The organism is Pseudomonas sp. WT-JTC, from assembly GCF_056711565.1.
Window position 1 is genome coordinate 5,795,833 of the sequence record NZ_CM160042.1, and the last position, 26,985, is coordinate 5,822,817.

Below are 26,985 nucleotides of genomic sequence, written 5' to 3' on the forward strand. Positions count from 1 at the left end.
CCTACGCCTTAGGGTAGCGGGACATCAGTTGATTACCCAGAGCCCCCCCATGCCTTTGCTCGAAACACCCTTCGCCAGCCTCGACCTGATCCGCCAGCCCGAACAGCAGAACGAACCGCTGCAAGCTTTCGATGCGGCCGATGAATACCTGCTCAATCATCTGGCCGAACAGCAGCCGGCGTCAGACACCCGGGTATTGGTCCTCAATGACAGTTTCGGCGCGCTGGCGGCCAGCCTGGCGGGTAAGGTCCGGGTGGTCAGCAGCGGTGATTCGTTCCTGGCCTTCCAGGGCCTGGAAAAGAACCTGGTGCGTAACGGCCTGGCGTTTGATGCGGTACCGGGCGTCCCCGCCAGCGAGGCCCTTGTCGGGCCGTTCGACTGCGTGCTGATCCGTGTGCCGAAAACCCTGGCGCTGTTGGAGGAACAACTGATCCGCCTGCAGGACCAACTGGCGCCCGGCGCCCAAGTGGTTGCCGCGGCCATGATCAAACATCTGCCCCGGGCGGCGGGCGACTTGCTGGAGCGCTACATCGGCCCAGTGCAAGCCTCGTTGGCCGTGAAGAAAGCGCGGCTATTGATTGCCACTGCTCAAGACAAAGCACCAGCCGTGTCGCCTTACCCGACGCGATACAGACTCGACGAACCGGCTATCGAACTGCTCAACCACGCCAATGTGTTTTGCCGCGAAGGCCTGGACATTGGTACCCGGGCGTTTTTGCCACACCTGCCGAAAAACCTCGGCTCGGCGCGGGTCGCCGATCTCGGTTGCGGCAACGGCGTTCTGGCCATCGCCAGCGCCCTGCAAAACCCCGAGGCCCGCTACACACTGGTGGACGAATCTTTCATGGCCGTGCAATCGGCCTGCGAAAACTGGCGCGCAGCGTTGGGTGAACGGGAAGTGACCGTGCGTGCCGGCGATGGCCTGGCCGGCCAGGAGCCGCAATCGCTTGATGTCGTGCTGTGCAATCCACCGTTTCACCAACAACAAGTGGTCGGCGACTTCCTGGCCTGGCGGATGTTCCAGCAAGCGCGCGAAGCGTTGGTCGTGGGCGGCGCGCTTTACATCGTCGGCAATCGTCACCTGGGCTACCACAGCAAGCTGGCGCGATTGTTCCGTGGTGTCGAGCAAGTGGCAGCCAATCCGAAATTCGTGATCCTCAAGGCGCGTAAGTAACAGGCAAAAAAAACCCTCCGGTCGGAGGGTTATAAATCCGTGCCTTGAGGCTACGGGAGAGATGTCAGTGCGTGGTCAGGCCGGCCGCGTTCATGAACAGACGCATCAGGCTGGCGACGATGAACAAGGCGCCCACGCTGCCAGCCCAGATCAGGGCCAACCAGCCTAGCCGCTGCCACAGCGGCTTTTTTTCGGCTTCTTCAATGTCGTGCAGGGAATCTTTGCCGCTCATTGCTTTGATCCTCCTTCAGTGCGATGGCGCCGATTGCGGCACCATCGCAGGGTTCCATGGGGCTAGTGATAGCCGTCTTCATGGGTGACCTTGCCGCGGAACACGTAGTAGCTCCAGAAGGTGTAGCCCAGGATGAACGGGATGATGAACAGCGTGCCCACCAGCATGAAGCCCTGGCTTTGCGGTGGCGCGGCAGCATCCCAAATCGAGATCGACGGCGGGATGATGTTCGGCCACAGGCTGATGCCCAACCCGCTGTAACCGAGGAAGATCAGCACCAGGGTCAGCAGGAACGGCGTGTAGTGAGCGTTGCGGGCCACAGCGCGGATCAGGCCGTACATCGTCACCAGCACCAGAATCGGCACCGGCATGAACCAGAACAGATTCGGCATGGTGAACCAGCGTGCGGCGATTTCTGCGTGAGCCAACGGGGTCCAGATGCTGACGATGCCGATCACCGCCAGCAGCACGTAAGCCAATGGCCGAGCCAGGTCATGCATCTGTTCCTGCAACTTGCCTTCGGTCTTCATGATCAGCCAGGTGCAACCGAGCAACGCATAGGCCACCACCAGCGCCGCACCACAGAACATCGTGAACGGTGTCAGCCAGTCCAGTGAACCACCGGCGAACTGCCGGTTGACCACCGGCAGTCCATCGATGAACGCACCGAGCGCAACGCCCTGGAAGAACGTCGCAGTGATCGAGCCACCGATGAACGCCTTGTCCCACAGGTGACGCTTGTCATCCCTGGCCTTGAAGCGGAACTCGAAGGCCACACCGCGGAAGATCAACCCGATCAACATCAGGATCAGCGGCAGGTACAACGCCGAGAGCACCACCGAATAGGCCAGCGGAAACGCGCCGAACAACGCCGCGCCACCCAACACCAGCCAGGTCTCGTTGCCGTCCCAGACCGGGGCGACGGTGTTCATCATCACATCGCGATCCGTCTTGCCCGGAATGAACGGGAAGAGAATGCCGATGCCCAAGTCGAAACCGTCCATGACCACGTACATCATGATGCCGAAGATGATGATCACGGCCCAGATCAGCGGAAGATCAATACCCATGATTCAAATCTCCTTGGTCAGGCTGTGGCCGGCATCGGCGTGATCGTCGTCGGCTGCGGACAACGGACGGGCCGGTGTGCGTTTCTGGCCGGGGCCGCCGTCGTTGGTTTCCTTGCCCTCGTCGATCTTCGGTCCCTTGCGCACCAGGCGCATCATGTAGCCAAGACCGGCGCCAAACAGCGCGAAATAAACCACGACAAACAGGATCAGGGTGATGCTCATCTGCATGAAGCTATGGTTGGACGACGCATCCGCCGTACGCATCAGGCCGTAGACCACCCACGGCTGACGGCCGATTTCCGTGGTGAACCAGCCGGCGAGGATCGCGATCAGGCCTGACGGCCCCATCCACAACGCCAGGTACAGGAACGGCCGCGAGGTATAGAGGGTGTCACGCTTGCGCAGCCACAGGCTCCACAACCCTGTGAAGATCATCAGGAAGCCCAGGCCCACCATGATCCGGAACGACCAGAACACAATGGTCGAGTTTGGCCGGTCTTCAGGCGGGAACTCCTTGAGGGCCGGCACCTGTTTATCCAGGGAATGCGTGAGGATCAGGCTGCCAAGATACGGAATCTCAACGGCGAACTTGGTCTTCTCCTCTTTCATGTCCGGCCAGCCGAACAGAATCAACGGAGTCGCCTCATTGCCTTTGTTTTCCCAGTGCCCCTCGATCGCGGCGATTTTCGCCGGCTGATGCTCAAGCGTGTTGAGGCCGTGGAAGTCGCCAATGACCGCCTGGATCGGCGCCACGATCAACGCCATCCACATGGCCATCGAGAGCATTTTGCGGATCGCAGGGTTGTCCTTGCCGCGCAGCAAATGCCAGGCCGCGGAGGAACCGACGAAGAAGGCCGTGGCTACGAACGCCGCCGTGGCCATGTGCATCAGGCGATAGGGGAACGAGGGGTTGAAGATAATGGCCAGCCAGTCGGTGGGGATGACCTGACCGTTGACGATCTCGAAGCCCTGCGGGGTCTGCATCCAGCTGTTGGAGGCGAGAATCCAGAAGGTCGAGATCAGCGTACCGATAGCGACCATCACGGTGGCGAAGAAGTGCAGGCCACGCCCGACCTTGTTCCAGCCAAACAGCATGACGCCGAGGAACCCGGCCTCGAGGAAGAATGCCGTGAGCACTTCATAGGTCAGCAACGGCCCGGTCACGGAACCGGCGAAGTCCGAGAAGCGGCTCCAGTTGGTGCCGAACTGATAGGCCATTACCAGGCCGGAAACCACCCCCATGCCGAAGTTGACGGCAAAGATCTTCGACCAGAAATGGTAGAGGTCACGGTAGGTGTCGTTATGGGTTTTCAGCCAGAGGCCTTCGAGTACCGCCAGGTAACTCGCCAGGCCGATGGTGATGGCCGGAAACAGGATGTGGAACGAGATGGTGAACGCGAACTGGATTCGGGCGAGATCAAGTGCCTCTAAACCGAACATAAGTCTTCCTCTGTCAGGTAGTACGGCTGCCGGCTGGAAGCCTGCACCCACGGCCCCCACGGGTATGGAGTGTGGCGAATCCCTTTTTGTTCTTTTTCTGCACGCATCACAACGCAGGGAGTCTGGCCTTGCGGCCGCCGGATCAATTCCTTTTGCGGGTTTTGATCTGGATCAATCAACGTTGAAAGAGTAGTCCCATTTTCGGGCATGAACCGCGTGGTCTTTTGCCGCGTGACAAGTTGCCTCACGGCCTTGGTCACAAGCTGAAATACATTTCCTGTGGGAGCGGACTTGCTCCGGGCGGCGTTCCGACGAAGGCGGAGTGTCAGTCGACTTCAATGCCGGATGTGCCGTCCTCTTCGCGAGCAAGCCCGCTCCCACAGGGATTGGTAGTGCTACTGAATTCGATGTCTGGCTAACTAAATTTTTTGTCATGGCAACTTCCTGTTACAGGTTGATGCTAATCTCGCCGTTCCCCTCTCCCCAGATTTTCCCGCAGATGCCCAGCCAAGAGCCCTTGCTGTTACGTCACCATCGCCCTTTTCTCGCGTTCTGGCTGGCCCGGATTTTCACCGCCAGCGGCTTCCAGATGCTCACCGTGGCCATCGGCTGGAACCTGTATCAATTGACCGGCAACGTGCTTGACCTGGGCCTGGTCGGCCTGGTCGAGTTCGCCCCGCGCGTGCTGTTCATGCTGCACACCGGGCACGTCGCCGACCGCTATGACCGGCGTAAGGTCGCGGCAATCTGCCAGTCCTTGCAGGCACTGATCGCCCTGTCGCTGGCCATCGGCAGCGCGACCGACCATGTCACCCGGGAAATGATCTTTATCCTGGCCTTCCTGCTCGGCGGCGCTCGCTCCTTTGAAATGCCGACCACCCAGGCCCTGCTGCCAAGCATCGTGCCCAGCGCACTGTTTCCCCGTGCGGTGGCCGCCGCGCAATCGGCCCAGCAATCGGCAACCATCGTCGCCCCGGCCCTCGGCGGCTTGCTCTATGCCTTCGGCAGCGTCTGGGTGTATGGTCCGACGGTGCTGCTGTATGTCATCGCCTGTTCGCTGATGCTCAACCTGCCAGCCCGGCAAACCCCGCTGAACAAGGGCAAGGCCACTCTGGATTCACTGCTGGCGGGCATTCGCTTTATCCGCAGTCGTCCGGACATTCTCGGGGCGATCTCCCTCGATCTGTTCGCGGTGCTATTGGGCGGCGCGACGGCGCTGCTGCCGGTGTTCGCCAAGGACATCCTGCTAACCGGCCCGTGGGGCCTGGGCTTGTTGCGCTCGGCACCGGCAGTGGGTGCGCTGCTGATGTCGCTGTTGCTTGCGCGGTTTGCCGTGGAACGCAATGTCGGACGGGTGATGTTTACCGCCGTGGGCATCTTCGGCGTGGCAACCATCGCCTTCGGCCTGTCGACCTCGTTCTGGTTTTCCCTGGCGGTGTTGGTGGTGTTGGGCGCGGCAGACATGATCAGCATGGTGATCCGCGCCTCGTTCGTTCAACTGGAAACCCCGGACGAAATGCGCGGCCGGGTCAGCGCCGTGAACGGTCTGTTCATCGGTGCTTCGAACCAGCTGGGAGAATTCGAATCAGGCCTGACCGCCCACTGGTTCGGTACCGTGCCAGCCGTGGTCATGGGCGGGATCGGCACACTTGTGGTGACCGGGGTGTGGGTCAAACTGTTCCCGACACTGGCCAGCCGCGATCGCATGCACGTGGCTAAAGATGAAGAGAAGGAAGAAGCGAAAGCCTGAAGTTATCTAAACCAACAACTCCCCCGCCACCGCCGTGCGTGTGGCGTTTCCGCAGAGTTGTTCCACCAGCGCCAGGGCAAATGCCAATGCGGCAGCCGAGCCTTGGGCGGTGATGCAATTGCCGTCGACCACCACTGGCTGATCGACGAAGGTGCAGCCCGACAGTTGATGGCTGGCCGAGGGCAGGCAAGTCATGCGTCGCTGACGCAATACGCCATAGGCCTGCAGCGCCACGGCAGGCGCTTCGGCGATGCCGGCGAACAGGCGACCGGCTGCCGCCTGATCCTTGATCAATTGTTGCAGGGGGTGGTGTGCTGCCAGGTGCTGCGAACCCACCGCACCACCCGGCAAGGCGATCAGGTCGAAGGGCTGCGCCAGCAAGTCCACCAGCATCGCATCGGACGTCAGGCGTGTACCGCGGGCGCAGGTGAGCATGCGCCGCCCTTCGATACTGGCCACCACCACTTCTACTTTGGCGCGGCGCAGTACGTCGATCAGGGTCACGGTTTGCAGGTCGTCGGTGCCCTCGGCAAGGGCAATCAAGGCTCTAAAGGTCATCGGGCACTGTCCACGGAATGATCTTGTAAGCGTAGTCAGCTTTCCTGACCCTTGTTCGATACGTGAGTTGGTTACTGGATATAAAGCTGCGTCGACATCGTGTTGCCGGGGGCGTTGATCGAAGTATTGCTGAAGGTCAGCGTGCCTTCCTGCTTGCCCGCCAGATCGAGGGCATACAGATAGCCAACGGTTTTTTCCCCGGGGGTGCAACTGGTCAGGTTGCCGTTCTTGAACGCGCAGACCGGTGTGCGGGTGCCATTCACTTCGAAACCGTCCAGGGCGACATGGGCCTCGCGTCCATAACCCACTTCCAGCACGTACACCGTGATGTTCGGGCCATTGTGATCGCAGCGGGTCCGGGTTTGCCCTTCGTCGATGTTCTCGACTCCACAGGAAGGCGACGCGACTTTGAGTACTTTCAATTGCGTCAGCGGCGGAGCTGAGGCCGCCACGGCCGTTTGCGCCCCGAGAAACAACGCCATCCATACTCCGAAGGCGGCAACCAGACGCTTTTTCATGCAGGACCCATCCACCCCAAAAAACCAGCGCGCAGTATGGCGCACTTGGCTTTGTCGCAAAACATCGACGACGATCACCGCCATAAGCAGCCATATTCCCAAGCTACTGGTATGATGCGCGGCTTTTTCCGGCCCACAGTAATTTCCAGGCGCGTTCTGCTGCCTGTGCTTTGCTGTTGAGGTCGATACATTCACGGCGCCCGGCGCGCCACGGGGAGCAGACATGCTGGAAAGGCTGTTTCAACTCAAGGCACACAACACCAACGTGCGGACCGAGATTCTGGCGGGCGTCACGACCTTTTTGGCCATGGCCTACATTCTGTTCGTCAACCCGAGCATCCTCGGCGAGACCGGCATGGACAAGGGCGCGGTGTTTGTCGCCACCTGCCTGGCAGCTGCCATCGGCTCGACGACCATGGGCCTGATCGCCAACTACCCGATCGCCCTCGCACCGGGCATGGGCCTGAACGCCTTCTTTACCTACACCGTGGTCCTGCACATGGGCCATACCTGGCAAGTGGCACTGGGCGCGGTGTTCATCTCGGCGGTGTGTTTCTTCCTGCTGTCGATCTTCCGCATCCGTGAATGGATCATCAACAGCATCCCGCTACCGTTGCGCTCGGCGATTGCTGCCGGCATCGGCCTGTTCCTGGCGCTGATCGCCCTGCACAACGCCGGTATCGTGGTCAGCAACCCGGCGACCATGGTCGGCCTCGGTGACCTGAAACAACCGGCGCCGATCCTCGCCACCCTCGGTTTTGCCCTGATCGTCGCGCTTGAAGCCCTTGCCGTGCGCGGTGCGGTGCTGATCGGCATTCTGGTGGTGACCATCGTTTCGATCGTGATGGGCTTCACCCCGTTCGGCGGCGTGATGTCGATGCCACCGTCGCTGGCCCCGACCTTCCTGCAACTGGACATCAAGGGCGCACTGGACATCGGTCTGGTCAGCGTGATTTTTGCGTTCCTGTTCGTCGACCTGTTCGATAACTCCGGTACTTTGATCGGTGTGGCCAAGCGTGCCGGTTTGATGCGCAAAGACGGTCACATGCCAAAAATGGGCCGCGCCCTGATCGCCGACAGCACCGCGGCCATGGCCGGATCGCTGCTGGGTACCTCGACCACCACCAGCTACATCGAATCCGCCGCCGGTGTGAGTGCCGGTGGCCGCACTGGCCTGACCGCCATCGTGGTGGCGATCCTGTTCCTGCTGGCGCTGTTCTTCTCGCCACTGGCCGCCAGCGTTCCAGCCTTCGCCACCGCACCGGCGCTGCTGTTCGTCGCCGTGCTGATGACATCCGGCCTGGCCGAAATAGACTGGGACGACATCACCGTTGCTGCGCCGGTCGTAATCACCGCGCTGGCGATGCCGTTCACTTACTCCATCGCCAATGGCATCGCCTTCGGTTTCATTTCCTGGACCGCCATCAAGCTGATGTCCGGTCGTGGCCGTGAGCTGAACCCGGCGCTGGTGATCCTGTCGATTCTGTTCGTGATCAAGCTGGGTTGGTTCAACGCATGACTTTTGATTCCCAGGCCTATGCCGTTCAGCTCGAAGAAAAGGTCACGCGCTTGCGTGGCCTGCTGGCCCCGTTCGATGCACCCGAGCCAGCCGTTTTCGACTCGCCGCTGAAAAACTTCCGCCTGCGCGCCGAGTTCCGCCTGTGGCGCGAGGCCGGCGAGCGTCATTACGCGATGTTTTCCCAGGAAGACAAACGCACGCCAATCCTGATCGAAGAGTTCCCGATCGCCAGCCTGCGCATCAACCAGTTGATGCCGCAACTCAAGGCCGCATGGCAAGCCAGCGCGGCCCTGAGCCACAAGCTGTTCCAGGTGGAGTTCCTGACCACACTGGCCGGCGACGCGATGATCACCCTGTGCTATCACCGCCCGCTGGACGAGCACTGGCACACGGCGGCTTCGAAACTGGCCGCGGACCTGAACGTCAGCATCATCGGCCGCTCCAAGGGCAAGCGCGAAGTGATCGGCCACGATTACGTGGTCGAGCAACTGGACGTCGGCGGCCGCACCTTCAGTTTCCGCCAGCCAGAGGGCGCTTTCACCCAGCCCAACGGTACGGTGAACCAGAAGATGCTCAACTGGGCATACGATGCGCTTGGCGATCGCTCCGATGATTTGCTGGAGCTGTATTGCGGCAACGGCAACTTCACCCTGCCGCTCGCCACCCGCGTGCGCAAAGTGCTGGCCACCGAAATCAGCAAGACCTCGGTCAACGCGGCACTGAGCAATCTCAGCGAAAACTCGGTGGATAACGTCACCCTGGTGCGTTTGTCCGCCGAAGAACTGACCGAAGCCCTGAACGAAGTGCGCCCGTTTCGCCGCCTGCACGGCATCGACCTCAAGAGCTACGAGTTCGGCAGCGTGTTCGTCGACCCGCCCCGCGCCGGCATGGACCCGGACACCTGCGAGCTGACCCGGCGTTTCGACAACATTCTGTACATCTCCTGCAACCCGCAGACCCTGGCAGCCAACATCGCCCAACTGCACGACACCCACCGCATCACCCGATGCGCAATGTTCGACCAGTTCCCGTGGACCCATCACATGGAGTCCGGGGTGATGCTGACCCGGCGTTGATGGTTCCTGCCAGCCACAAAAAAGCCGTCTTCACGACGGCTTTTTTGTGGGCACTTGCAAGACAACATCGACCTTGCGCGGGCGCCCGCCTTTCCTGCCGTTGGCCCGCGCGGCTTCAGACTTTGCGGCGCTGCTCTGGCGACCATTGCGCGAAGCGACGACCGAGGCCGCCATGGCCATCAGCGGCTTGCTCGCAGAAATCATCCCGGCGATAGATACATGCAGGTCCTTGCCTTCATGGCACAGCGCAGTACCCGCGTAGCCGAAAGTCAGACTGGCGAAATCCTCGACCTCGAAATCATCGAACTCCGGATAGTTGGCCACGGGCAACAATACGCCGCTGCCGTCTTCGAAGCTGACGGCAAGACAGGGGGGCAGGTAAGTGACCGCCGTCGCTTGCAGGCTGTTTTTTCTGCGTAATTCGCCACGCTCAATGGCTTTGTCCAGGCCACTTTCCGTTACGGGATTATCGGTCTGAACCTTGGCTTTTATCGTTTTCATAACTCAATCTCCACACCTTCCTGTGTGCCGACCAGAGACAGCACTGTCTTGTTCGCTTCAGGTACGTAGCAAGCCGATCCAATCATATTGGTGGTGCTGACAACCCTTTTCACCACAACGACTTCGTTGCTTTGCCAGTCCCACAATTGATTATCAAGGCAGGCCGTTTGCAGTTTTCGCCACCAGATACCCCGGGCGCGCCGCAAATGGGCAGGTTGCTTGAGCGACTGACGCAAACCCTCAAGCACCGCCAACGGTGGCCGACGCGAAAGCGGAACAACATCCCAGATGTTCGACACCGTTGTGCCAAAAGCTGAACCTGAATCTCGCACTCCACGTACCCGCTTCCACATGCGCATGAGGCGGACAATGCTCGTCTCGCAACATGATCACTACCGACAGTCCTTTGAAACTGCATACCTTCATGCTAACCCATCCGTTAGGTTAATGAATCCGTGGATCCGACATTCCCTGGAAAATCCGACCACAGGCATTGGCAGTCGAATCGTTTCTTCCGTCCTCAGGCTAGCGTCCTGGCGATTCCCGGACCTGCGGAACACCACGCGAATTGGTAAGAAATCCTTTCTTTACAGCGCTGGCACCTGATAAATACTGATCCAGCTTCTTCATCTGATCCCCGGTGTAATCAATCATGCAGCGACAATTCGACGATCTTCAGTTGGGCAGCATTGAACTGTTCTGCCTGGCCGCCGAGGCCGGCAGTTTTACTGCCGCGGCGCTGGTGGCAGGTGTCACGCCCGCTGCCGTGAGCCGTTCGGTGTCGCGCATGGAAGAACGCCTGGGCGTGCGCCTGTTCGCGCGCACCACACGTAGCGTGAAGCTGAGCGACAGCGGTCGCCGCTATTACGAGGAGTGCCGTCAGGCCCTGGCACAACTGGTCGAGGCCCAGCGTGAGGTGATGGGTCAGCAGCAAGTGCCGTCCGGTACTTTGCGCATCAGTATTCCGACCACCTACGCGCATCATCGAATCCTGCCGCTGCTGCCCGAGTTTCGCGCGCGTTATCCGGCGGTGAAGGTCGAGTCGCACATCAGCAATCGCAACATCGATTTCGTCGGCGAAGGCTACGACATGGCGATTCGTGTGCGAGCCATCCCGGATTCTGGCCTGATCGCCCGACAGTTGGAAGATGCCGCCCTGGTGATGATCGCCAGCCCTGATTACCTGAAACGGGCCGGCACTCCACAAACCCTCGACGACCTCGAAAACCACGAATGCATCCAGTACGAACTGCCCAGCAGCGGCCGACGCATTGCCTGGCTGTTCAACGATGAAGGCGTGCCCCGGGAGATTCTGGCCGAGGGCAACCTCAGTTGCTCCGACGATGTGCTGGGCGGTGTGACCCTGGCCAAACACGGGGCGGGGTTGTTTCAGACCTATCGTTTTATCGTTGAAAAGGAACTGGCCGACGGCTCGCTGGTGGAAGTGCTCAAGCCGTATGGCGGACGCTCGCGGCCATTCACTTTGCTTTACCCGCAAAGTCGTCATGTACCGCTGCGCTTGAGGGCGTTCATTGATTTTCTGGTGGAGCATCTGCCACGCTGAACAGCGAAAGTGTCCGATCATCGCCCACAAACCGTCAGCGTGCCTTCTCTGCAATTGACCGAATTAACTAGTTAGTACAATTTATCTCCACAGGCCGAAAACCTCGGTCGATTCCAAAAATAATAAGTGGAGAGATTCCGATGTCCCCTATCGTTCTGGTGCTCAACGGCCCGAACCTGAACCTGCTCGGCACCCGTGAACCGGCGACTTACGGCCACGAAACCCTGGCAGACATTTCGGCCCTGTGCGGGCGCGCCGCCGAGGAGTTCGGCCTGGCAGTGGAGTTCCGCCAGACCAACCATGAAGGCGAACTGCTCGACTGGATTCACGCTGCCCGCGGTCGCTGCGCCGGGATCGTCATCAATCCTGCCGCGTGGACCCACACCTCAGTCGCCATCCGCGATGCCCTGGTCGCCAGCGAACTGCCCGTCATCGAAGTCCATCTGTCGAACGTGCACGCCCGCGAGGCCTTTCGCCACCACTCGTTCGTATCCGCCATTGCGACTGCGGTGATGGCCGGTTTTGGCAGTCACGGCTATCGCCTGGCGCTGGAACACTTCAGTCATCGTTTGAAGGGGTGATCGCCGTGACTCAGAACAACGTGGTACTGGCCGGGCTGATCGGCGCCGGCATCCAGGCTTCCCGCACACCGGCCTTGCACGAGCACGAAGGCGATGCCCAGGGAATGCGTTACCTCTATCGCTTGATTGACCTCGACTCATTGAAACTCGACAGCAATGCCCTGCCCGACTTGCTGATGGCTGCCGAGCGCATGAACTTCACCGGTCTGAACATCACGTTTCCGTGCAAGCAGGCAATCATCCCGCTGCTCGATGAATTGTCGCCGGAAGCCCGCAGCATCGGTGCGGTGAACACCGTGGTGCTGAAGGGCGGCAAACGCATCGGCCACAACACCGATTGCCTGGGGTTCGCCGAAGGGTTTCGCCGAGGCTTGAAGGACGTTGCCGTTGAACGTGTCGTCCAGATGGGCGCCGGCGGCGCAGGGGCAGCGGTGGCCCACGCCTTGTTGAGCGAAGGTGTACAACAGCTGAGCATTTTTGACGTGGACATCCGCCGCGCCCAGGATCTGGCCGACAACCTCAATCAGCATTTCGGCGTCGGCCGGGCGATAGCCGGGTATGACCTGCCGAGCGCCTTGGCCGAGGCTGACGGCCTGGTCAACACCACGCCGATGGGCATGAAAAAACTGCCGGGCATGCCGGTGCCGGTCGAGTTGCTTCGAGCCGAATTATGGGTGGCGGAAATCGTTTACTTCCCGCTGGAAACCGAACTGCTGCGCAACGCCCGCGCCCTCGGTTGCCGAACGCTGGATGGCGGCAACATGGCAGTGTTTCAGGCGGTGAAGGCGTTCGAGTTGTTCAGCGGCGTGGTGCCGGATGCCCAGCGAATGCTGACGCATTTTCAAAGTATGAATGTTTGACGCGACTTGCAGGAGTCAGCTTGCCGGCTCCTGCAAAGCCGATTCACACAGCTCAATCACGCCTGCAGGTAGCGCAGAACCGACTCGCAAATCATCTCCCGATGACGCTGCTTGATGCGTTCGTCCGGCAGGTCGATCTGAAAAATCTCACCAAAGGTGTGGCGGTTCGAGACGCGATAGAAGCAGAACGAACTGATCAGCAGGTGCACATCCAGTGGGTCAAGACCGGCACGGAACAGCCCTTGCTCGGCGCCGCGACGCAGAATCTCCCCCAGTGAATCGAGGATAGTGTTGTTCATCGCCTTGATCGCATCGGAGCGCTTCACATACTCGGCGTTGTGAATGTTCTCGATGCTGACGATGCGCACGAAATCGACGTTGCGGTCATGGTGATCGAAGGTGAACTCCACCAGCCGCCGAATCGCCTCGACCGGCGCCAGCTCCGCCAGATGCAGGCGATTTTCGGTGCTGCGGATATCGCCGTAGAGTTTCTCCAGCACCTCGACGTAGAGCTGTTCCTTACTGCCGAAGTAGTAATAGATCATGCGCTTGGAGGTGTGGATGCGCTCGGCGATGGCATCGACGCGAGCACCGGAAAGCCCCTGCTGGACGAATTCGACTATCGCCTCCTGCAGGATGTTTTCGCGGGTCTTTTCCGGGTTGTTCTTGCGACTCTTGCGCGGCTCGGCACCTGGTTCTACGGAGGCTGCGGGGAGTTCTGAATTCATTGTCATTGCGGGCTCACGGCCATCACTGCACAGGCTGGCGATTATGGGCCGCGCGACACGGTGAAGGAAGCCGCACAGCCCACGTTTAATCCCGCGTTTACGAAATTCCTACAACTTCGCCTGACGTAATGCGCCGCTACGGGATTTGGCCATGGCCGCCAGCCGCACCGCGACGTTGGCCGCGCCGTAGCCGGCATAACCGTTTTTACGCTGGATGATTTCGAAGAAGAATCGTCCCTCGAACGGCTCGGTGTACACATGAAACAGTTCACCGCCCTGGGCGTCGCGGTCGTACAACACGTTGTAGTAGGCCAGTTCGCTGAGGAACTCGTCGTCGAAGTCGAACCGCGCCGCCAGGTCATCGTAGTAGTTGAGCGGGATATCCAGCAGCGGCACGCCCGCCTCTTTTGCACGGCTGACCTGGGCAAAGATGTCATCACAATCAAACGCGATGTGATGCACACCGGAGCCGCGATAACTCGACAGCGCGTGTGAGATCGCGGTGTTGCGGTTTTCGGAAATGTTCAGCGGCAGGCGGATCGAGCTGTCGCGGCTGCGCAAGGCACGGCTCTTCACCAGACCATAAGGATCCGGCAGCACGACTTCATCGTCCGCCTCGAAATCCAGCAGGCTCTTGTAGAACAGCACCCAGCTGTCGAGGCTGTCGGCCGGCAGCGCCATCGCCATGTGGTCGATGCGTTTCAGACCGCCGTTGACCGGCGCTTGCGGATAAAGATTGAAGTCAGTGCCATAGACATCGGCGTGCTGATCCACCAGATAGATCAGGCTGCCATCCGGCGCACGCACCGCCGCCAGCTCCAATTCGTTGGGGCCGACCAGCCCGCGATAGGGCTGGCCCTTGTAGGCCACGGCACGGGCCAATGCGCTCGCGCTGTCCTTGACCCGCACCGCGGTCGCGCACAACGAAGGGCCGTGGGCTTCGAAAAAGCTGTGGCCGAAGGAGTAAGGCTCCGAGTTCAGGATCAGGTTGATATCACCCTGGCGCAACAGGCTGACGCTCTTGGAACGATGCTGCCCGGCCTTGACGAACCCCAGTCGCTCCAGCCAATGGGAGAGCTTGGCGCCGAGGCTTTCGTCCACGGCGAATTCGAGAAACTCGATGCCGTTGTACTCGCTGGCCTTGGGGGTTTCGAACAGAATCCCGGGGTTGGCCGCAGGCGTGGCTTGCTGCGCCAGACGCTCGCGGGTTTTCTCTTCCAGGTACAACAACGAGCGCAAACCGTCGGCGGCGTTGGCTCGTGGCGGTGCGGCGCGGAAGCCATCGTTGAAGATTTCCAGCGACAATGGCCCGGTGTACCCGCTCTTGATGATTGGCGCGAGGAACCCCGGCAAGTCGAACTCACCCTGGCCCGGGAAGCAGCGAAAATGCCGGCTCCACTCCAGTACGTCCATGGCCAGGATCGGCGCGTCGGCCATTTGCACGAAGAAGATCTTGTCGCCGGGAATCTCGGCGATAGCACTGGGATCGCCCTTGAGCGATAACGTGTGAAAGCTGTCCAGCAACACGCCGAGGCTTGGGTGATCGGCCTGACGCACGATATTCCACACCTGTTGATACGTGTTCACATGTCGACCCCAGGCCAGCGCTTCATAACCGATGCGCAGGCCGCGTGCCCCGGCACGCTCGGCCAGCAGCCGCAAATCGTCGACCAGAATCTGTTCATCACCGATGGACTCGGCCGAGGCGTTACTGCACACAAGTACCAGGTCGGTGCCCAGCTCCTGCATCAGGTCGAACTTGCGCTCGGCGCGTTCCAGGTTGCGCGACAACCGATCACGCCGACAGCCTTCGAAATCACGGAACGGTTGAAACAGGGTGATGGCGATCCCGAGATCGGCACACATCTGTTTAATTTCCCGTGGACTGCCGTCGTAGTAGAGAAGGTCGTTCTCGAAAATCTCGACACCGTCGAACCCGGCGGCGGCAATGGCTTCGAGTTTTTCCGGCAGGGTACCGCTCAAGGATACGGTGGCAATGGAACGCTGCATATTTCGGCTCCCGGTGGAGGCTTCGGCTACAGGGAATTTGCGCCGCTTTTAAAAGAGTGAGGGAATTATTGAGCTGGCCCATGTATTGAGCAATGCAAAGTGTACTATCCGGTTAGTTTTGTGTTCGATTATCGAACAAAATGGTAGTTGGCGAATTGACGATTTTTTGTCCAATGCCCAACATCGTCCTCACATTAAGTCCGGACACGCAGCACCGGCCGCGATGTCCAGAACACCAAATAACAAATTCAAAAAACGGGTGGTACACATGATTCCTTCCCAAAGCTCACGCATGGCTCCGGCCATGAACGTCACTGCCGGTGGCATCGGCGACAAAATCCGCGGCGCCATGGCGGTCGGCAAAACCCGCTGGGGCATGCTGGCGCTGGTGTTTTTCGCCACCACCCTGAACTACATCGACCGCGCCGCACTGGGCGTGATGCAGCCCATCCTGGCCAAGGAAATGAGCTGGACGGCGATGGATTACGCCAACATCAACTTCTGGTTCCAGGTGGGTTACGCCATCGGCTTCGTGCTACAGGGCCGGTTGATCGACCGGGTCGGTGTGAAACGCGTGTTCTTCTGCGCCGTGCTGCTCTGGAGCCTGGCGACCGGGGCTCATGGCCTGGCCACTTCGGCGGCCGGCTTTATGGTCTGCCGCTTCATCCTCGGCCTGACCGAAGCCGCCAACTACCCGGCCTGCGTGAAAACCACCCGCCTGTGGTTCCCGGCCGGCGAGCGCGCCGTGGCCACCGGGATTTTCAACGCCGGGACCAACGTCGGTGCGATGTTCACTCCGATGCTGCTGCCGCTGATCCTCCACGCCTGGGGCTGGCAGGCCGCGTTCCTGTGCATGTCGGCACTGGGCGGGATCTGGCTGCTGTTCTGGGGCTTGAAGTACTTCAACCCGGAAGAGCATCCGAGCGTCAAACAATCGGAGCTGGACTACATCCAGAAAGAAGTCGAGCCGGAACAAGCCCGCGTGCCGTTCTCGAAAATCCTGCGCATGCGCGGCACCTGGGCCTTCGCCCTCGCCTACTCGATCACCGCGCCAGTGTTCTGGTTCTACCTGTACTGGCTGCCGCCGTTCCTCAATCAGCAATACAACCTGGGCATCAACGTGACCCAGATGGGCATTCCGCTGATCATCATCTACCTCACTGCCGACTTCGGCAGCGTTGGCGGCGGCATCCTCTCCTCGTTCCTGATCGGTCGCGGGGTCAACCCGATCAAGGCGCGGCTGATGTCGATGCTGCTGTTCGCCTGCTGCATCATTGGCGTGATCATGGCCGCCGGCTCCAGCAATCTGTGGGTCGCCGTATTCGCCATCTCCCTGGCCATCGGCGCACACCAGGCCTGGACCGCAAACATCTGGAGCCTGGTGATGGACTACACGCCCAAGCACATGATGAGCACGGTATTCGGCTTCGGCGGCATGTGTGCGGCGATTGGCGGGATGTTCATGACCCAGTTGGTCGGCCATATCCTGACCGTCACCAACAACAATTACACCGTGCTGTTCACCCTGATCCCGGCGATGTACTTCATCGCGCTGACCTGGATGTACTTCATGGCACCGCGCAAGATTCCGCAAGTAGAAGGCTGACGTTCCCTCGGCGCAGGCCCGATCTCGGGCCTGCGCTTTTTTTGTCTGCGATTTGCCGGAGCTTAGCGACGGCTTTGCTGCCAGGCCGCCGCCAGCCCGCTGCAGCAGATCACGGCAATACCGATCACGGTGGTCAGTGTCGGCGTATGGGAAAACAGCAGCCAGCCCAGCAGGCCGGCAAAGATGATCTGGCAATAGCTGAACGGCGCCAGCAGTGCCGGTGCAGCAAGACGGAACGCCTGGGTCAAAAACAGGTGTGCCGTCATCCCGCAGGTCCCCAGCGCCACCATCATCGCGCCATGCATCAGGTTCGGCGTCTGCCAGAAGAATGGCACCAGCGCACTCATCACCAGCGTGTTGCACAAGCCCGCGAAAAAATTGCTGGTGGTCGGGCTGTCGATCTCGCTGAGCTTGCGCGTCAACAGTTGATAGAAACAGAAAAACAGCGCCGAGCAGAACGGCAGCAGCACCGCCGGGGTGAACAGATCTCCCCCCGGGTGAACGATGATCAGCACCCCGATAAAACCGCAAATCACCGCCAGCCATTGCCCACGCGTCACTCGCTCCTTCAGCAGCGGCACCGACAAAGCGGTGACCAGTACCGGTGCCAGGAAGTTGACCGACGTGGCCTCGGCCAGCGGGATGTACATCAACCCCGTGGTGAAAAACAGACTGGTGCCCAGCAGGCACAGCGCCCGGATCACCTGAAGCAATGGCCGTTTGGTACGCAGGACCCGCAGCCCGGATTGCGGCAGGAAAATCCCGGCCATCAACAAGGTGTGAACCACGTAGCGCGCCCAGACCACCATGACAATGGGATAGAAACCGGAGAGGTATTTGGAAAAGGCGTCGTGGGTGGAAAACAGGAAGGTTGCGACAACGATCAGCAAGATCCCTTTGAAGGGCTGATTGACGCCGGAAAGCGGGGTGCTGACGGTCATTGGGTTTCCTTTTTTACATCCTTAATTTGTAGGAGCGAGCTTGCTCGCGATGGACGTGAGGGCGCCGTGTTTATCCAGGCAGCCATCATCATCGTTGACGACCATCGCGAGCGTGCTCGCTCCTACAGGCGATAGGTGTGCAGCACCGATTACAGCCGCGCCAACAATTCCCGGGTTTTATCCAGCGCCATCTGCGCCCGCTCCAAACCACTCACGCCCCGCTCCAGCAACTGCACGGTGGGAATCTCCAGGCTCAATGGAATGTTAGTCGGCAAAATCCCCAACAACCCCTGCAGATCACAATCGCCATCGCCGGGAAAACGCCGTTCGTTACGCGCCTGGCGCAAGATCTCCGCCATATCGTTCGGCCGCAGTCCTGCGACGTCACACAACTGTGCATACCGTAACCGTGAGGGAGCAACTTTGGCCAGATCTTCCAGCCGCGATCCCGAACGATCGAAGTGGAAGGCGTCCACCAACACGCCGCCGTTTTCCCGCCCGGCGTTTTCTACAATTCGCACGGCTTGTTGAAGATTGCGCGCATCGGTCCAGGGCATGAACTCCAGATGCGGGTGCAGCCCATAGAGTGCCGCCAGATCACAGAGTTCGGAAAAATGCTCCGTCAGCCGTTGTTCATCAGGATCGTTGCCGGCCACCAGCAATTCACTGGCCCCCATTTGGGCACCCACCTCCAGGATTTTCTCAAAGTCGGCAACAACGGTCTCCGGCTTTAGACGCAGGATTTCGACGTCCAGCACCCCGATACCGGTATCGCGCAGACGCGCCAGGGTTTGGCGCCGCAATTCGCTGTCGGCCACCAAGGCAAAATGGTGTTCCTCAGGGGTCGCCGGTACCAGGCGCAAACCGACATGGCTGTAGCCGGCCCGCGCGGCGACCTCGACCATGTCGGGCGGTGACAGCTCCAGCACAGTCAGGCTGGCCAGGGAGAAGACTCGTTCGCTCATGGTCAGCCCTCGACCAGGGATGGCGTGCAGGCACGACCGGTTTCGGCGGCTTCGCGGATGGCTTCGATCAGCGCCAAAGTACGTGCGGCATCGGCGGCACTCACCAACGGCTCGACTTCCCCACGCGCAACACGCACAAAATGCTGCAACTGCAGACGCAAGGCCTCTTCGGCACTGAAGCTTTCCTGGGTCGCCAGCAACGGTTGATGCCATCCGCCATCGGCTTGCGTGTAGTGCCAGTGCTTGAGTTGCGGAATGCTCAGCGCCCCGCCCGTTCCGGCCAACAAGTAACAGGGTTGATCGGCGTGACGCGGATAAACCGGGTTCTCTCCTGAATCCAGTTCCCAACTCCAGGGTGCGGCCACCGCATCCGAGCCGGTCAGGCTGCCCAGCGCACCGTTGTCGAATTGCAGCAACACCGCCGCGCAGTCTTCGTTGGCAAACCCGCGTATGGCGTTGCTGGTAATGGCTTGAACCTGACGCACCTCGCCGCACAAGTGCCGCAGCAGATCGAGGTCGTGGATCAGGTTGGTCAACAACATCCCCGCACCGGCCTCGCGACGCCAGGGTGTTTCGAAATAGCTGTCGGGCTTGCGTAGCTGCCAGAGCGCCGTGACCGTGGTCAACCGGCCCAATGCGCCGCTGTGGATAAGTTCGTGGGCGCGGACGATCAGCGGATTGTGGCGACGGTGATGGCCGACCAACACCGGAACCCCACTCGCCTTCGAGGCAGCCACCAACTCCCGGGCTTCATCCAGGTGCACACCCACCGGCTTTTCCAGCAGTACCGGCACACCGGCCGCGAGGCAATCGAGGGCCGTGCTGACGTGCAGCGTGTTCGGGTTGGCGACGATGACGGCGTCCGGCTTCGCCTGCTCCAGCATCTGACGATAATCGGCGAAATAAGCCACGTCCCATTCAGCCGCAAGACTTGCCGCCTGCGTTCCGGGATCGGCTACGGCGCACAAGGTCGCTTCGGTCATGGATTGCAGATGCTGGTAATGCTGCTGGCCCATGTTGCCTGCACCGATCAAGGCGATGCGAAGGGGTGAATTCAAGATGCGGTCCTCTTGTCAGTGTTATTGGAGCGATGAATTCCAATAATTTAGAACCGAGTTCCAGATTCTTACACAGACCAACCCTGAAAGTGTTCGAACAGCGCACAGCTTCTCAACTTGAACGCTGCTCAACATGTGGGAGCGGGCTTGCTCGCGAATGCACTGTGTCAGGCACCATTGATTTCAGCTGACACACCGCTTTCGCGAGCAAGCCCGCTCCCACAAGGGATTTCGGCGGCCTTAGTTGAACAACTCCGACGCCAGGCTCGCCGCCGACAACTCCTCGGTGTACGCCAGCAACAACGGCGCCAGCTCATGCAGCCGCGCCCCCGGCATCCGCGCGCTCGGCCCGGCAACGCTGAGCACGCCGATCACCCGCCCATCCGCGGGATGGCGCACCACCGCCGCAATGGCCGAAGTCCCCACCGCCGAGCTTTCCTCGACGCAGGCGTAGCCCTGCTCCCGCGCCAGACGCAGGCGTTCGAGCAATTCGATGTTGGAGCGCGGCGCGTTCGGCCCCACATGGTCCGGCACCTGCGCGTCCTGCCGCTCCACCAGCGACAAGGCTTCGGCATCGCTCATGCACGCCAGCCACGCATGTCCCGAGGCGGTGTAAAACAATGGCGCATCACGGCCCATGTCCGGGTCGTAACGCAGACCCGAGCGAGCGCCCTGGGATTTGGCGATCCAGGTCTGACGCTCGCCGTCGATCACACCGAGGCGTACCAGCTCGCCGGTTTCCTGAGCCAGTCGGTCAAGCACCGGCTGCACGATATCGGCACCGCTGCTCGACAGGTAACGGAAGCCCATCGCCACCAGTTTGGTGGAGAGGTGATAGCGCAAACTCTCCGGGTTCTGTCGCACATAACCGAGGCGGATCAGCTCGGCCAACAGGCGATGGGTCGCGCTCTTGGGGATATCCAGCTGCTCCGCCAGCGTCTGCATCGGCAGGCCACGGGGATCGCTGGTGAGGCTTTCGAGCACACTGAAAACACGTTCGATCTGACTGCCGGCCATGGTCACTTCCACACAAAATTTGCTCGATTCTAGAAGACATCCGATCGAATGCGAAATCTGGAACTGACTGTTCGATAACCGCCCGTTTTATGCCCTCAAGACTTTTCCAGCCTCCTCTGATTCTTATATTTTATGGAATCCGATTCCAAAAAAATAAACACCGGAGTTCAAACAATGCCTGCCCAAGCGCACTTCCTTCCCGACATCGACTGCGATGTGCTGATCGTTGGTTCCGGTGCGGCGGGACTGTCGGCGGCAGTGACCGCCGCGTGGCATGGGCTGAAAGTCATAGTGGCAGAAAAGGACCCCGTGTTCGGCGGTGCCACGGCCTGGTCCGGCGGCTGGGCCTGGGTGCCTTGCAACCCGTTGGCCCGGCGCGCGGGCATCGTCGAAGACGTTGAACGGCCTCGCACTTATCTGAAGCACGAACTGGGCGAGCGCTTTGATCCGGCGATGATCGACGCTTTCCTGGAGGCCGGCCCGCGAATGGTGTCGTTCTTCGAGCAGCACACCACGCTGCAATTCGCCGACGGCAACGCCATTGCCGACATTCATGGCGACACACCCGGAGCAGGCACCGGTGGACGCTCGGTAATCGCTGCCCCTTACGACGCACGAAAAGTCGGCAAGCTGCTCAGGCGTCTTCGCAAAACCATGCGGGAAACTTCGTTCATGGGCATGCCGATCATGGCGGGGGCGGATCTCACGGCATTCCTCAACCTGACTCGTTCACTGTCGGCGGCCTGGCACGTTACGCGGCGCTTCAGCCGACACCTGTTCGACCTCGTCGTCCATGGCCGGGCGATGCAACTGGTCAACGGCGTGGCACTGGTGGCGCGCCTGGCAAAATCCGCGGACGACCTCGGCGTGCTGCTCTGGGAGTCCGCGCCCGTGACCCGATTGCTGCGCGAGAACAATCAGGTACGAGGTGCTGTGGTCAGCACCGCCAAAGGCTCGGTACGCATCCATGCACGCAAGGCCGTAGTGCTCGCAGCGGGTGGTTTCGCCAATGACATCGAGCGCCGCAAGGCACTGTTCCCCCGCACACCGACCGGACATGAGCATCTGGCCTTGCCGCCCCTCGGTGTTTGCGGCGATGGCCTGCGCCTGGGCGAAAGCGCCGGTGCGCGGGTGAATACCGACATGGCATCTGCCGTCGCCTGGGCGCCGGTTTCTCAAGTGCCGCACAGCGACGGCAGCACGGGACACTTCCCGCATATCATCGAGCGCGGCAAACCAGGCATCATCGGTGTGCTGAGCAACGGCCAGCGCTTCGTCAATGAAGCCAACGGCTACTACGACTACGTAACGGCCATGGTCGCCGCTGCCCCACAGGGTGAGGAAGTGGCCTCGTGGCTGATCTGCACCCATGGCTTTCAGCGTCGTTATGGTCTGGGCATCTCTCGGCCATTTCCGGTGCCGCTGTCGCCCTTCATCCGCAGCGGCTATCTGAAAACCGGCAACACGCTCGAGCAATTGGCCACAGCCTGCGGTATCGACCCGAACGGCTTGCGCACCACCGTGTCGGACTACAACCGCCATGCGCGCAACGGCGAGGACCCGCAGTTTGGTCGTGGCTCCACGCCCTACAACCGCAAGCAGGGTGACGCATTACAACAACCCAACCCATGTGTCGCGCCAATCGAACAAGGCCCGTTCTATGCCGTGAAGGTCCAGCCGGGCTGCTTCGGCACCTTCGCCGGGCTCAAGGTCAACCCACATGCCCAGGTCCTGGACGACGCGGCGCAGCCCATCGCCGGGCTGTATGCGGCGGGCGGCGACATGGCGAGCATCATGGGCGGTCATTACCCCGCTGGCGGCATCAATCTTGGCCCGGCGCTGACCTTCGGCTACATCGCCGCGCGCCATATCGCAGGCGTCACTGCTTATGAAAAGGAGATCGACCATGCAGCACATCGTTAACACACAGGGTTTGAACATGCCGAAACTCGGCCTCGGCACCTGGCCAATGCTCGGCGAGGAATGCACCCGTGCCGTGGAGCAGGCTCTGGCCTTGGGTTACCGGCACATCGACACGGCAGCGGCCTACAATAACGAAGACGCAGTCGGTCAGGCGCTGGCGAACAGTCCGACACCCCGCGAGCAAATCCATGTCACGACCAAAGTCTGGTGGGACCAGCTGCAACCCGACGCCATGCGCCACTCCATGGACCGTAGCCTCAAAGCCCTGCGCAGCGAATACGTCGACCTGTTCATGCTCCATTGGCCAGCCACCGACTGGGATTTGCCGCGCACCATCGACACCCTGGTGTCGTTCAAGGAACAAGGCCTGGCGCGCAACATTGGCGTGGCGAACTTTCCGCTGCCCTTGTTGCGCAAAGTCGTCGAAGAACTGGGAGCGCCCCTGTCGGCGTTACAGGTCGAGTACCACGTGCTGCTCGGACAAAACGCTCTGCTCAACTACGCCCGTCAACACGATCTTGCACTGACGGCCTACACGCCACTGGCACGCAACAAGGTGTCGCAGATTCCCGCCATCCAGCAGATCGCCGCGAAACACGACGTACTGCCGACCCAGGTCGCGCTCAAATGGCTGCTCGATCAACCCAATGTGGCCGCGATCCCCAAGGCCAGCAGCGAGGCCAATCAACTGGCCAATCTTTCGGCGCTGGATGTGCAACTGGATGACGAAGACCGTGCCTTGATCGCCAGCCTGTCCAAACGCGAGCGTCTGGTCAGCCCTGAGTTTGCGCCGGTGTGGGATGCATTCGACGAATAACCGTAGATGGCCACGGTCGACCGGCAACGACCGCGGCCTTACCAAGACTTACACATTTGTCCCACACCACTTTTCCCTCTGCGGTTATTCATGGATACGGCGATACCCGCCCCATCAATCCATGAGAGACCGCAAACATGTTATGGAACAAGGCAAGACGCAGCGAAAACGTGAACGACACCCGGGAGGGCAAGGATGCCCGCACACTCACAGGGAAAAACCTTGCCGCCGCACTGGCAACCGTAGCACTGGCAAGTGCAGGGCTTTACTCGACGCTCGGTACGACACCGGATGAGCTCTCACTGACACCCTTCGACATGCTTGACCCACCCGCCGCCCTCGCGATAGAGCCCGACGAAGATCGGCAACTCATGTTCGTCCAGTCAGTGTTGGGCGATACCGAAGACACCTGGAAACAACTCTTTGCGCAAACGGGACGGCACTATCCGCCTCCCACGCTGACGCTGTTCGACAACGACGTGACCTCAGCGTGTGGCTTCGCCAGTTCCGCCAGCGGCCCTTTCTATTGCCCGGACGACCAGCAGGTGTATCTCGATCTGCAATTCTTCGCGAAGCTGGAACAACAGTTTTCGGTGGTCGGCGACTTCGCACGGGCCTACATCATCGGTCACGAAATAGGCCATCACGTGCAACTGGAACTGGGTCTTTCCAGCCCCTTCGAACAGGCCTTGCTGGACCAGCAACCCGTCACTGGCGATGGTGGCCTGGAAGTCCGTGCGGAATTGCAGGCAGATTGCCTGGCCGGTGTCTGGGCCCACCATGCACAACAGCGTCTGGACTGGCTGGAACCTGGTGATATTGAAGCCGCCCTGCATGCCGCAACCGTGTTTGGTGACGACTACTTGCAGCGCTCCCGAAACGCTCCCGTTCGGCCAGAGACGTTCAGCCACGGCACGTCGCAGCAGCGCGCAAGCTGGTTCAAGACCGGCTTCGCCACAGGCCTGCCGCAAGCATGCGACACCTTCGCCGCCGCGAACCTGTGAGCGCACCCGCCTGTGAAGCCGCCAATGTGAACGTGGATCGAACCGTTGCCGCTCAAGGCTGTCTGACGACCGGACTGGCGCCGCTCCCACACAGCAGCAACACTCATCGCACCGACAACCTGAGGATTCCCACATGCTATGGAAAAAAGGCCGACGCAGCGACAACGTGGTCGATGCCCGTGGCGATGATGGCGGCGGCGGTGGCGGGATGCGCTTCGGCGGTGGCAAGGGCCTGAGCCTGACGGCGATCCTCCTGATCGTCGGCATCGGCTGGATCACCGGCCAGGATCCGCTGCAAATCCTCGGACAACTGACCGGGCAAATGGGCCAGCAATCGGCACCCGCCACCAACCAGAGCCGCAAGGCACCGCCGGCCAATGATGAAGGCGCGGAATTCGTGCGTTCGATCCTCGGCGACACCGAAGACACCTGGGGTGCGATATTCCAGCAGGCCGGCCGCCAATACAAAGACCCGACCCTGGTGCTGTTCAGCAACCGCGTGAATTCGGCCTGCGGTCTGGCCACCTCGGCGACCGGCCCGTTCTATTGCCCGGCGGACCAGAAAGTCTACCTGGACATGGCATTCTTCCAGGAAATGTCCCAACGCTTTTCCGCCGCGGGCGACTTCGCCCAGGCCTATGTGATCGCTCATGAAGTCGGACACCATGTGCAGACCCTGCTTGGGGTGTCCGCAAAAATTCAGGCAGCACGCCAACAAGGCCGGCAAATGGAAGGCGACGGCGGTTTGCTGGTTCGTCAGGAACTGCAAGCCGATTGCCTGGCCGGCGTCTGGGCCAACAATGCGCAGAAGCGCCTGAACTGGCTGGAGCCGGGCGACATCGAAGAAGCACTGAACGCTGCGAACGCCATCGGTGACGATCGTTTGCAGCAGCAGGGTCAGGGCCGCGTGGTCCCGGACTCGTTCACCCACGGTACGTCGGCGCAACGGGTGCGCTGGTTCAAAACCGGTTTCGCCCAAGGCCAGGTAAGCCAGTGCGATACCTTTGCGACGAAAAATCTGTAAATGAAGAAGTGGTTGTTGGTTGTTCTGTTTACTTGCGCAACGTCCCAGGCCGCCGAGCATGGGGTCAAGGAACTCAGCTCAGGGCGCCTGCTGTTGAAATCAGGTGAAATCGCGGTGAGCATCAGCCCCGCCCCGGCTAAAATCGAACGGGTGCTGATCATCCTCCACGGTCGCTTGCGCAACGCGCAAACCTATCTGCAGAGCGGTGAGCACGCGGCCGAACTGGCTGGGCAAAGCGCAACGACCCTGGTGATCGCCCCGCAGTTTCTCAATGAAACCGACGTTGCAATTCACCCGGTGGCCGACACGGTTTTGCGCTGGCAAGGCAATGAATGGATGGCCGGCGGCGAATCCACGGCACCGTTTCGGCTGAGTTCCTACGCGGCGCTCGACGAAATCATCACTCGCCTGGGTGACCGCCAGCAGTTTCCGGATGTGAAGCAAATCGTCATCGCCGGGCACTCCGGCGGCGCGCAGGTGGTTCAGCGTTACGCATTGCTCGGTCATGCGCAGTCCGGCCTTGATGCGGCTGGCGTGCAGGTGCGCTACGTGATCGCCAACCCGTCGTCCTACGCTTACTTCGATGAGCGCCGGCCCGTAGCGTTCAGCCACGCCGGTTGCCCGGATTTCAATCGCTGGAAGTACGGGTTGGCGGATTTACCGGCTTACGCCGCAGGACAAACCGCCGCGCAGTTGCAGGAAAATTACCTCAAGCGTGAAGTCGTTTACCTGCTGGGACAGCAGGACATCGACCCGAATCATCCGGCACTGGACAAGAGCTGTGAGGCGCGGGCGCAGGGACCCTATCGATTGGCGCGCGGGCATTTTTACTTTGACTACCTGAAGCGGCTGGCACCCAAAGGGTTGAACCAGCAACTGATCGAAGTGCCCGGGGTCGGGCATAAAGGGGATGAAATGTTTACCTCGCCAGAGGGACAAAGGGCTTTGTTTGGGCAGTAAATTTGCACTGCCTGATCTGACGCCATCGCGGGCAAGCCCGCTCCCACAGGGTTCTCGGCAGAACACAATGTTTGTGCTCACTGAAGATT

Annotated in this window: 25 protein-coding genes and 1 pseudogene; 13 read left to right on the top strand and 13 right to left on the bottom strand. The window is 60.6% G+C overall.

Features of this window, described 5'->3' with window-relative positions; genetic code table 11:
* Positions 1-49 precede the first annotated feature (49 nt).
* Positions 50-1,174: a methyltransferase gene (locus AC06G5_RS26335; RefSeq protein WP_413424645.1), complete on the top strand. Its 1,125-nt coding sequence runs from the start codon at positions 50-52 to the stop codon at positions 1,172-1,174.
* A gap of 64 nt (positions 1,175-1,238) precedes the next feature.
* On the opposite strand, the gene AC06G5_RS26340 is transcribed toward AC06G5_RS26335, so the two are convergent.
* From AC06G5_RS26340 to AC06G5_RS26350, 3 genes are all read right to left on the bottom strand, one after another.
* On the bottom strand, positions 1,239-1,406 hold the full coding sequence (locus AC06G5_RS26340) for a DUF2474 domain-containing protein (protein ID WP_413424643.1): 168 nt from the start codon (positions 1,404-1,406) through the stop codon (positions 1,239-1,241).
* Between the two features lie 62 nt (positions 1,407-1,468).
* Positions 1,469-2,476, bottom strand: a complete 1,008-nt coding sequence (cydB, locus tag AC06G5_RS26345) for a cytochrome d ubiquinol oxidase subunit II (RefSeq protein ID WP_413424641.1) — start codon at positions 2,474-2,476, stop codon at positions 1,469-1,471.
* A 3-nt stretch (positions 2,477-2,479) separates the two neighbouring features.
* Entirely contained in the window at positions 2,480-3,916 is a 1,437-nt protein-coding gene (locus AC06G5_RS26350) for a cytochrome ubiquinol oxidase subunit I (protein WP_110657142.1), read from the bottom strand.
* Positions 3,917-4,415: 499 nt separating this feature from the next.
* On the opposite strand from AC06G5_RS26350, the gene AC06G5_RS26355 reads away from it, so the two are divergent.
* Entirely contained in the window at positions 4,416-5,666 is a 1,251-nt protein-coding gene (locus AC06G5_RS26355) for an MFS transporter (RefSeq protein WP_413424639.1), read from the top strand.
* 6 nt (positions 5,667-5,672) lie between these two features.
* On the opposite strand, the gene AC06G5_RS26360 is transcribed toward AC06G5_RS26355, so the two are convergent.
* Together AC06G5_RS26360 and AC06G5_RS26365 are read right to left on the bottom strand one after the other, a co-directional pair.
* A complete protein-coding gene (locus AC06G5_RS26360) occupies positions 5,673-6,224 on the bottom strand; it encodes a DJ-1 family glyoxalase III (protein WP_413424637.1) in 552 nt (183 codons plus the stop codon).
* A gap of 71 nt (positions 6,225-6,295) precedes the next feature.
* Positions 6,296-6,742 carry a DUF4879 domain-containing protein gene (locus AC06G5_RS26365; protein WP_413424635.1) on the bottom strand — a complete coding sequence of 149 codons (447 nt, stop codon included), beginning with the start codon at positions 6,740-6,742 and terminating at the stop codon, positions 6,296-6,298.
* A gap of 223 nt (positions 6,743-6,965) precedes the next feature.
* Here AC06G5_RS26365 and AC06G5_RS26370 point away from each other — a divergent pair, with 223 nt between their 5' ends.
* Both AC06G5_RS26370 and trmA read left to right on the top strand, forming a co-directional pair.
* Complete coding sequence (locus AC06G5_RS26370; RefSeq protein ID WP_008004270.1) at positions 6,966-8,261, top strand: NCS2 family permease; 1,296 nt, start codon at positions 6,966-6,968, stop codon at positions 8,259-8,261.
* Entirely contained in the window at positions 8,258-9,337 is a 1,080-nt protein-coding gene (trmA, locus tag AC06G5_RS26375) for a tRNA (uridine(54)-C5)-methyltransferase TrmA (protein ID WP_480458564.1), read from the top strand. The genes AC06G5_RS26370 and trmA overlap by 4 nt, the downstream gene beginning before the upstream one ends.
* Positions 9,338-9,367: 30 nt before the next feature.
* Here trmA and AC06G5_RS26380 read toward each other — a convergent pair whose 3' ends face one another.
* Both AC06G5_RS26380 and AC06G5_RS26385 read right to left on the bottom strand, forming a co-directional pair.
* Positions 9,368-9,838: a DUF2442 domain-containing protein gene (locus AC06G5_RS26380; RefSeq protein WP_480458565.1), complete on the bottom strand. Its 471-nt coding sequence runs from the start codon at positions 9,836-9,838 to the stop codon at positions 9,368-9,370.
* Positions 9,835-10,264 (bottom strand): annotated as a pseudogene (locus tag AC06G5_RS26385) (DUF4160 domain-containing protein). The gene AC06G5_RS26380 and the pseudogene AC06G5_RS26385 overlap by 4 nt, the downstream one beginning before the upstream one ends.
* 226 nt (positions 10,265-10,490) lie before the next feature.
* Here AC06G5_RS26385 and AC06G5_RS26390 point away from each other — a divergent pair.
* From AC06G5_RS26390 to AC06G5_RS26400, 3 genes are all read left to right on the top strand, one after another.
* Positions 10,491-11,402: a LysR family transcriptional regulator gene (locus AC06G5_RS26390; protein ID WP_413424627.1), complete on the top strand. Its 912-nt coding sequence runs from the start codon at positions 10,491-10,493 to the stop codon at positions 11,400-11,402.
* Positions 11,403-11,542: 140 nt separating this feature from the next.
* Positions 11,543-11,983 (top strand): type II 3-dehydroquinate dehydratase, encoded by a 441-nt coding sequence (gene aroQ, locus AC06G5_RS26395; protein ID WP_480458566.1) that lies wholly within the window; start codon positions 11,543-11,545, stop codon positions 11,981-11,983.
* A 5-nt stretch (positions 11,984-11,988) separates the two neighbouring features.
* Positions 11,989-12,843 (top strand): shikimate dehydrogenase, encoded by an 855-nt coding sequence (locus tag AC06G5_RS26400; protein ID WP_480458567.1) that lies wholly within the window; start codon positions 11,989-11,991, stop codon positions 12,841-12,843.
* A gap of 56 nt (positions 12,844-12,899) precedes the next feature.
* On the opposite strand, the gene AC06G5_RS26405 is transcribed toward AC06G5_RS26400, so the two are convergent.
* The gene (locus tag AC06G5_RS26405; protein ID WP_413424623.1) at positions 12,900-13,577 is read right to left on the bottom strand and encodes a TetR/AcrR family transcriptional regulator; all 678 of its coding nucleotides are present in this window, start codon (positions 13,575-13,577) and stop codon (positions 12,900-12,902) included.
* 102 nt (positions 13,578-13,679) lie between these two features.
* On the bottom strand, positions 13,680-15,581 hold the full coding sequence (gene quiC, locus AC06G5_RS26410; RefSeq protein WP_413703984.1) for a 3-dehydroshikimate dehydratase QuiC: 1,902 nt from the start codon (positions 15,579-15,581) through the stop codon (positions 13,680-13,682).
* A gap of 268 nt (positions 15,582-15,849) precedes the next feature.
* Here quiC and AC06G5_RS26415 point away from each other — a divergent pair, with 268 nt between their 5' ends.
* Positions 15,850-17,187: an MFS transporter gene (locus AC06G5_RS26415; RefSeq protein ID WP_413424619.1), complete on the top strand. Its 1,338-nt coding sequence runs from the start codon at positions 15,850-15,852 to the stop codon at positions 17,185-17,187.
* A gap of 62 nt (positions 17,188-17,249) precedes the next feature.
* On the opposite strand, the gene AC06G5_RS26420 is transcribed toward AC06G5_RS26415, so the two are convergent.
* From AC06G5_RS26420 to AC06G5_RS26435, 4 genes are all read right to left on the bottom strand, one after another.
* Positions 17,250-18,128, bottom strand: a complete 879-nt coding sequence (locus tag AC06G5_RS26420) for a DMT family transporter (RefSeq protein WP_413703983.1) — start codon at positions 18,126-18,128, stop codon at positions 17,250-17,252.
* 149 nt (positions 18,129-18,277) lie between these two features.
* Positions 18,278-19,093 carry a sugar phosphate isomerase/epimerase family protein gene (locus AC06G5_RS26425; RefSeq protein ID WP_413703982.1) on the bottom strand — a complete coding sequence of 272 codons (816 nt, stop codon included), beginning with the start codon at positions 19,091-19,093 and terminating at the stop codon, positions 18,278-18,280.
* Between the two features lie 2 nt (positions 19,094-19,095).
* Positions 19,096-20,151, bottom strand: a complete 1,056-nt coding sequence (locus tag AC06G5_RS26430) for a Gfo/Idh/MocA family protein (RefSeq protein WP_480458568.1) — start codon at positions 20,149-20,151, stop codon at positions 19,096-19,098.
* A gap of 240 nt (positions 20,152-20,391) precedes the next feature.
* Entirely contained in the window at positions 20,392-21,168 is a 777-nt protein-coding gene (locus AC06G5_RS26435; protein WP_413424611.1) for an IclR family transcriptional regulator, read from the bottom strand.
* A gap of 174 nt (positions 21,169-21,342) precedes the next feature.
* On the opposite strand from AC06G5_RS26435, the gene AC06G5_RS26440 reads away from it, so the two are divergent.
* The 5 genes from AC06G5_RS26440 (at position 21,343) to AC06G5_RS26460 (ending at position 26,896) form a co-directional block, all read left to right on the top strand.
* On the top strand, positions 21,343-23,091 hold the full coding sequence (locus AC06G5_RS26440; protein ID WP_413424609.1) for an FAD-dependent oxidoreductase: 1,749 nt from the start codon (positions 21,343-21,345) through the stop codon (positions 23,089-23,091).
* Entirely contained in the window at positions 23,075-23,908 is an 834-nt protein-coding gene (locus AC06G5_RS26445) for an aldo/keto reductase (RefSeq protein ID WP_413424607.1), read from the top strand. Before AC06G5_RS26440 ends, AC06G5_RS26445 begins: the two co-directional genes overlap by 17 nt.
* Positions 23,909-24,045: 137 nt before the next feature.
* Positions 24,046-24,912 carry a KPN_02809 family neutral zinc metallopeptidase gene (gene ypfJ, locus AC06G5_RS26450; protein WP_413424605.1) on the top strand — a complete coding sequence of 289 codons (867 nt, stop codon included), beginning with the start codon at positions 24,046-24,048 and terminating at the stop codon, positions 24,910-24,912.
* Positions 24,913-25,045: 133 nt separating this feature from the next.
* Positions 25,046-25,936, top strand: coding sequence for a KPN_02809 family neutral zinc metallopeptidase (gene ypfJ / locus AC06G5_RS26455; RefSeq protein ID WP_413424603.1), 891 nt, complete (start codon positions 25,046-25,048; stop codon positions 25,934-25,936).
* Positions 25,937-26,896: an alpha/beta fold hydrolase gene (locus AC06G5_RS26460; RefSeq protein ID WP_413424601.1), complete on the top strand. Its 960-nt coding sequence runs from the start codon at positions 25,937-25,939 to the stop codon at positions 26,894-26,896. It begins immediately after the preceding gene.
* Positions 26,897-26,985: the final 89 nt, after the last annotated feature.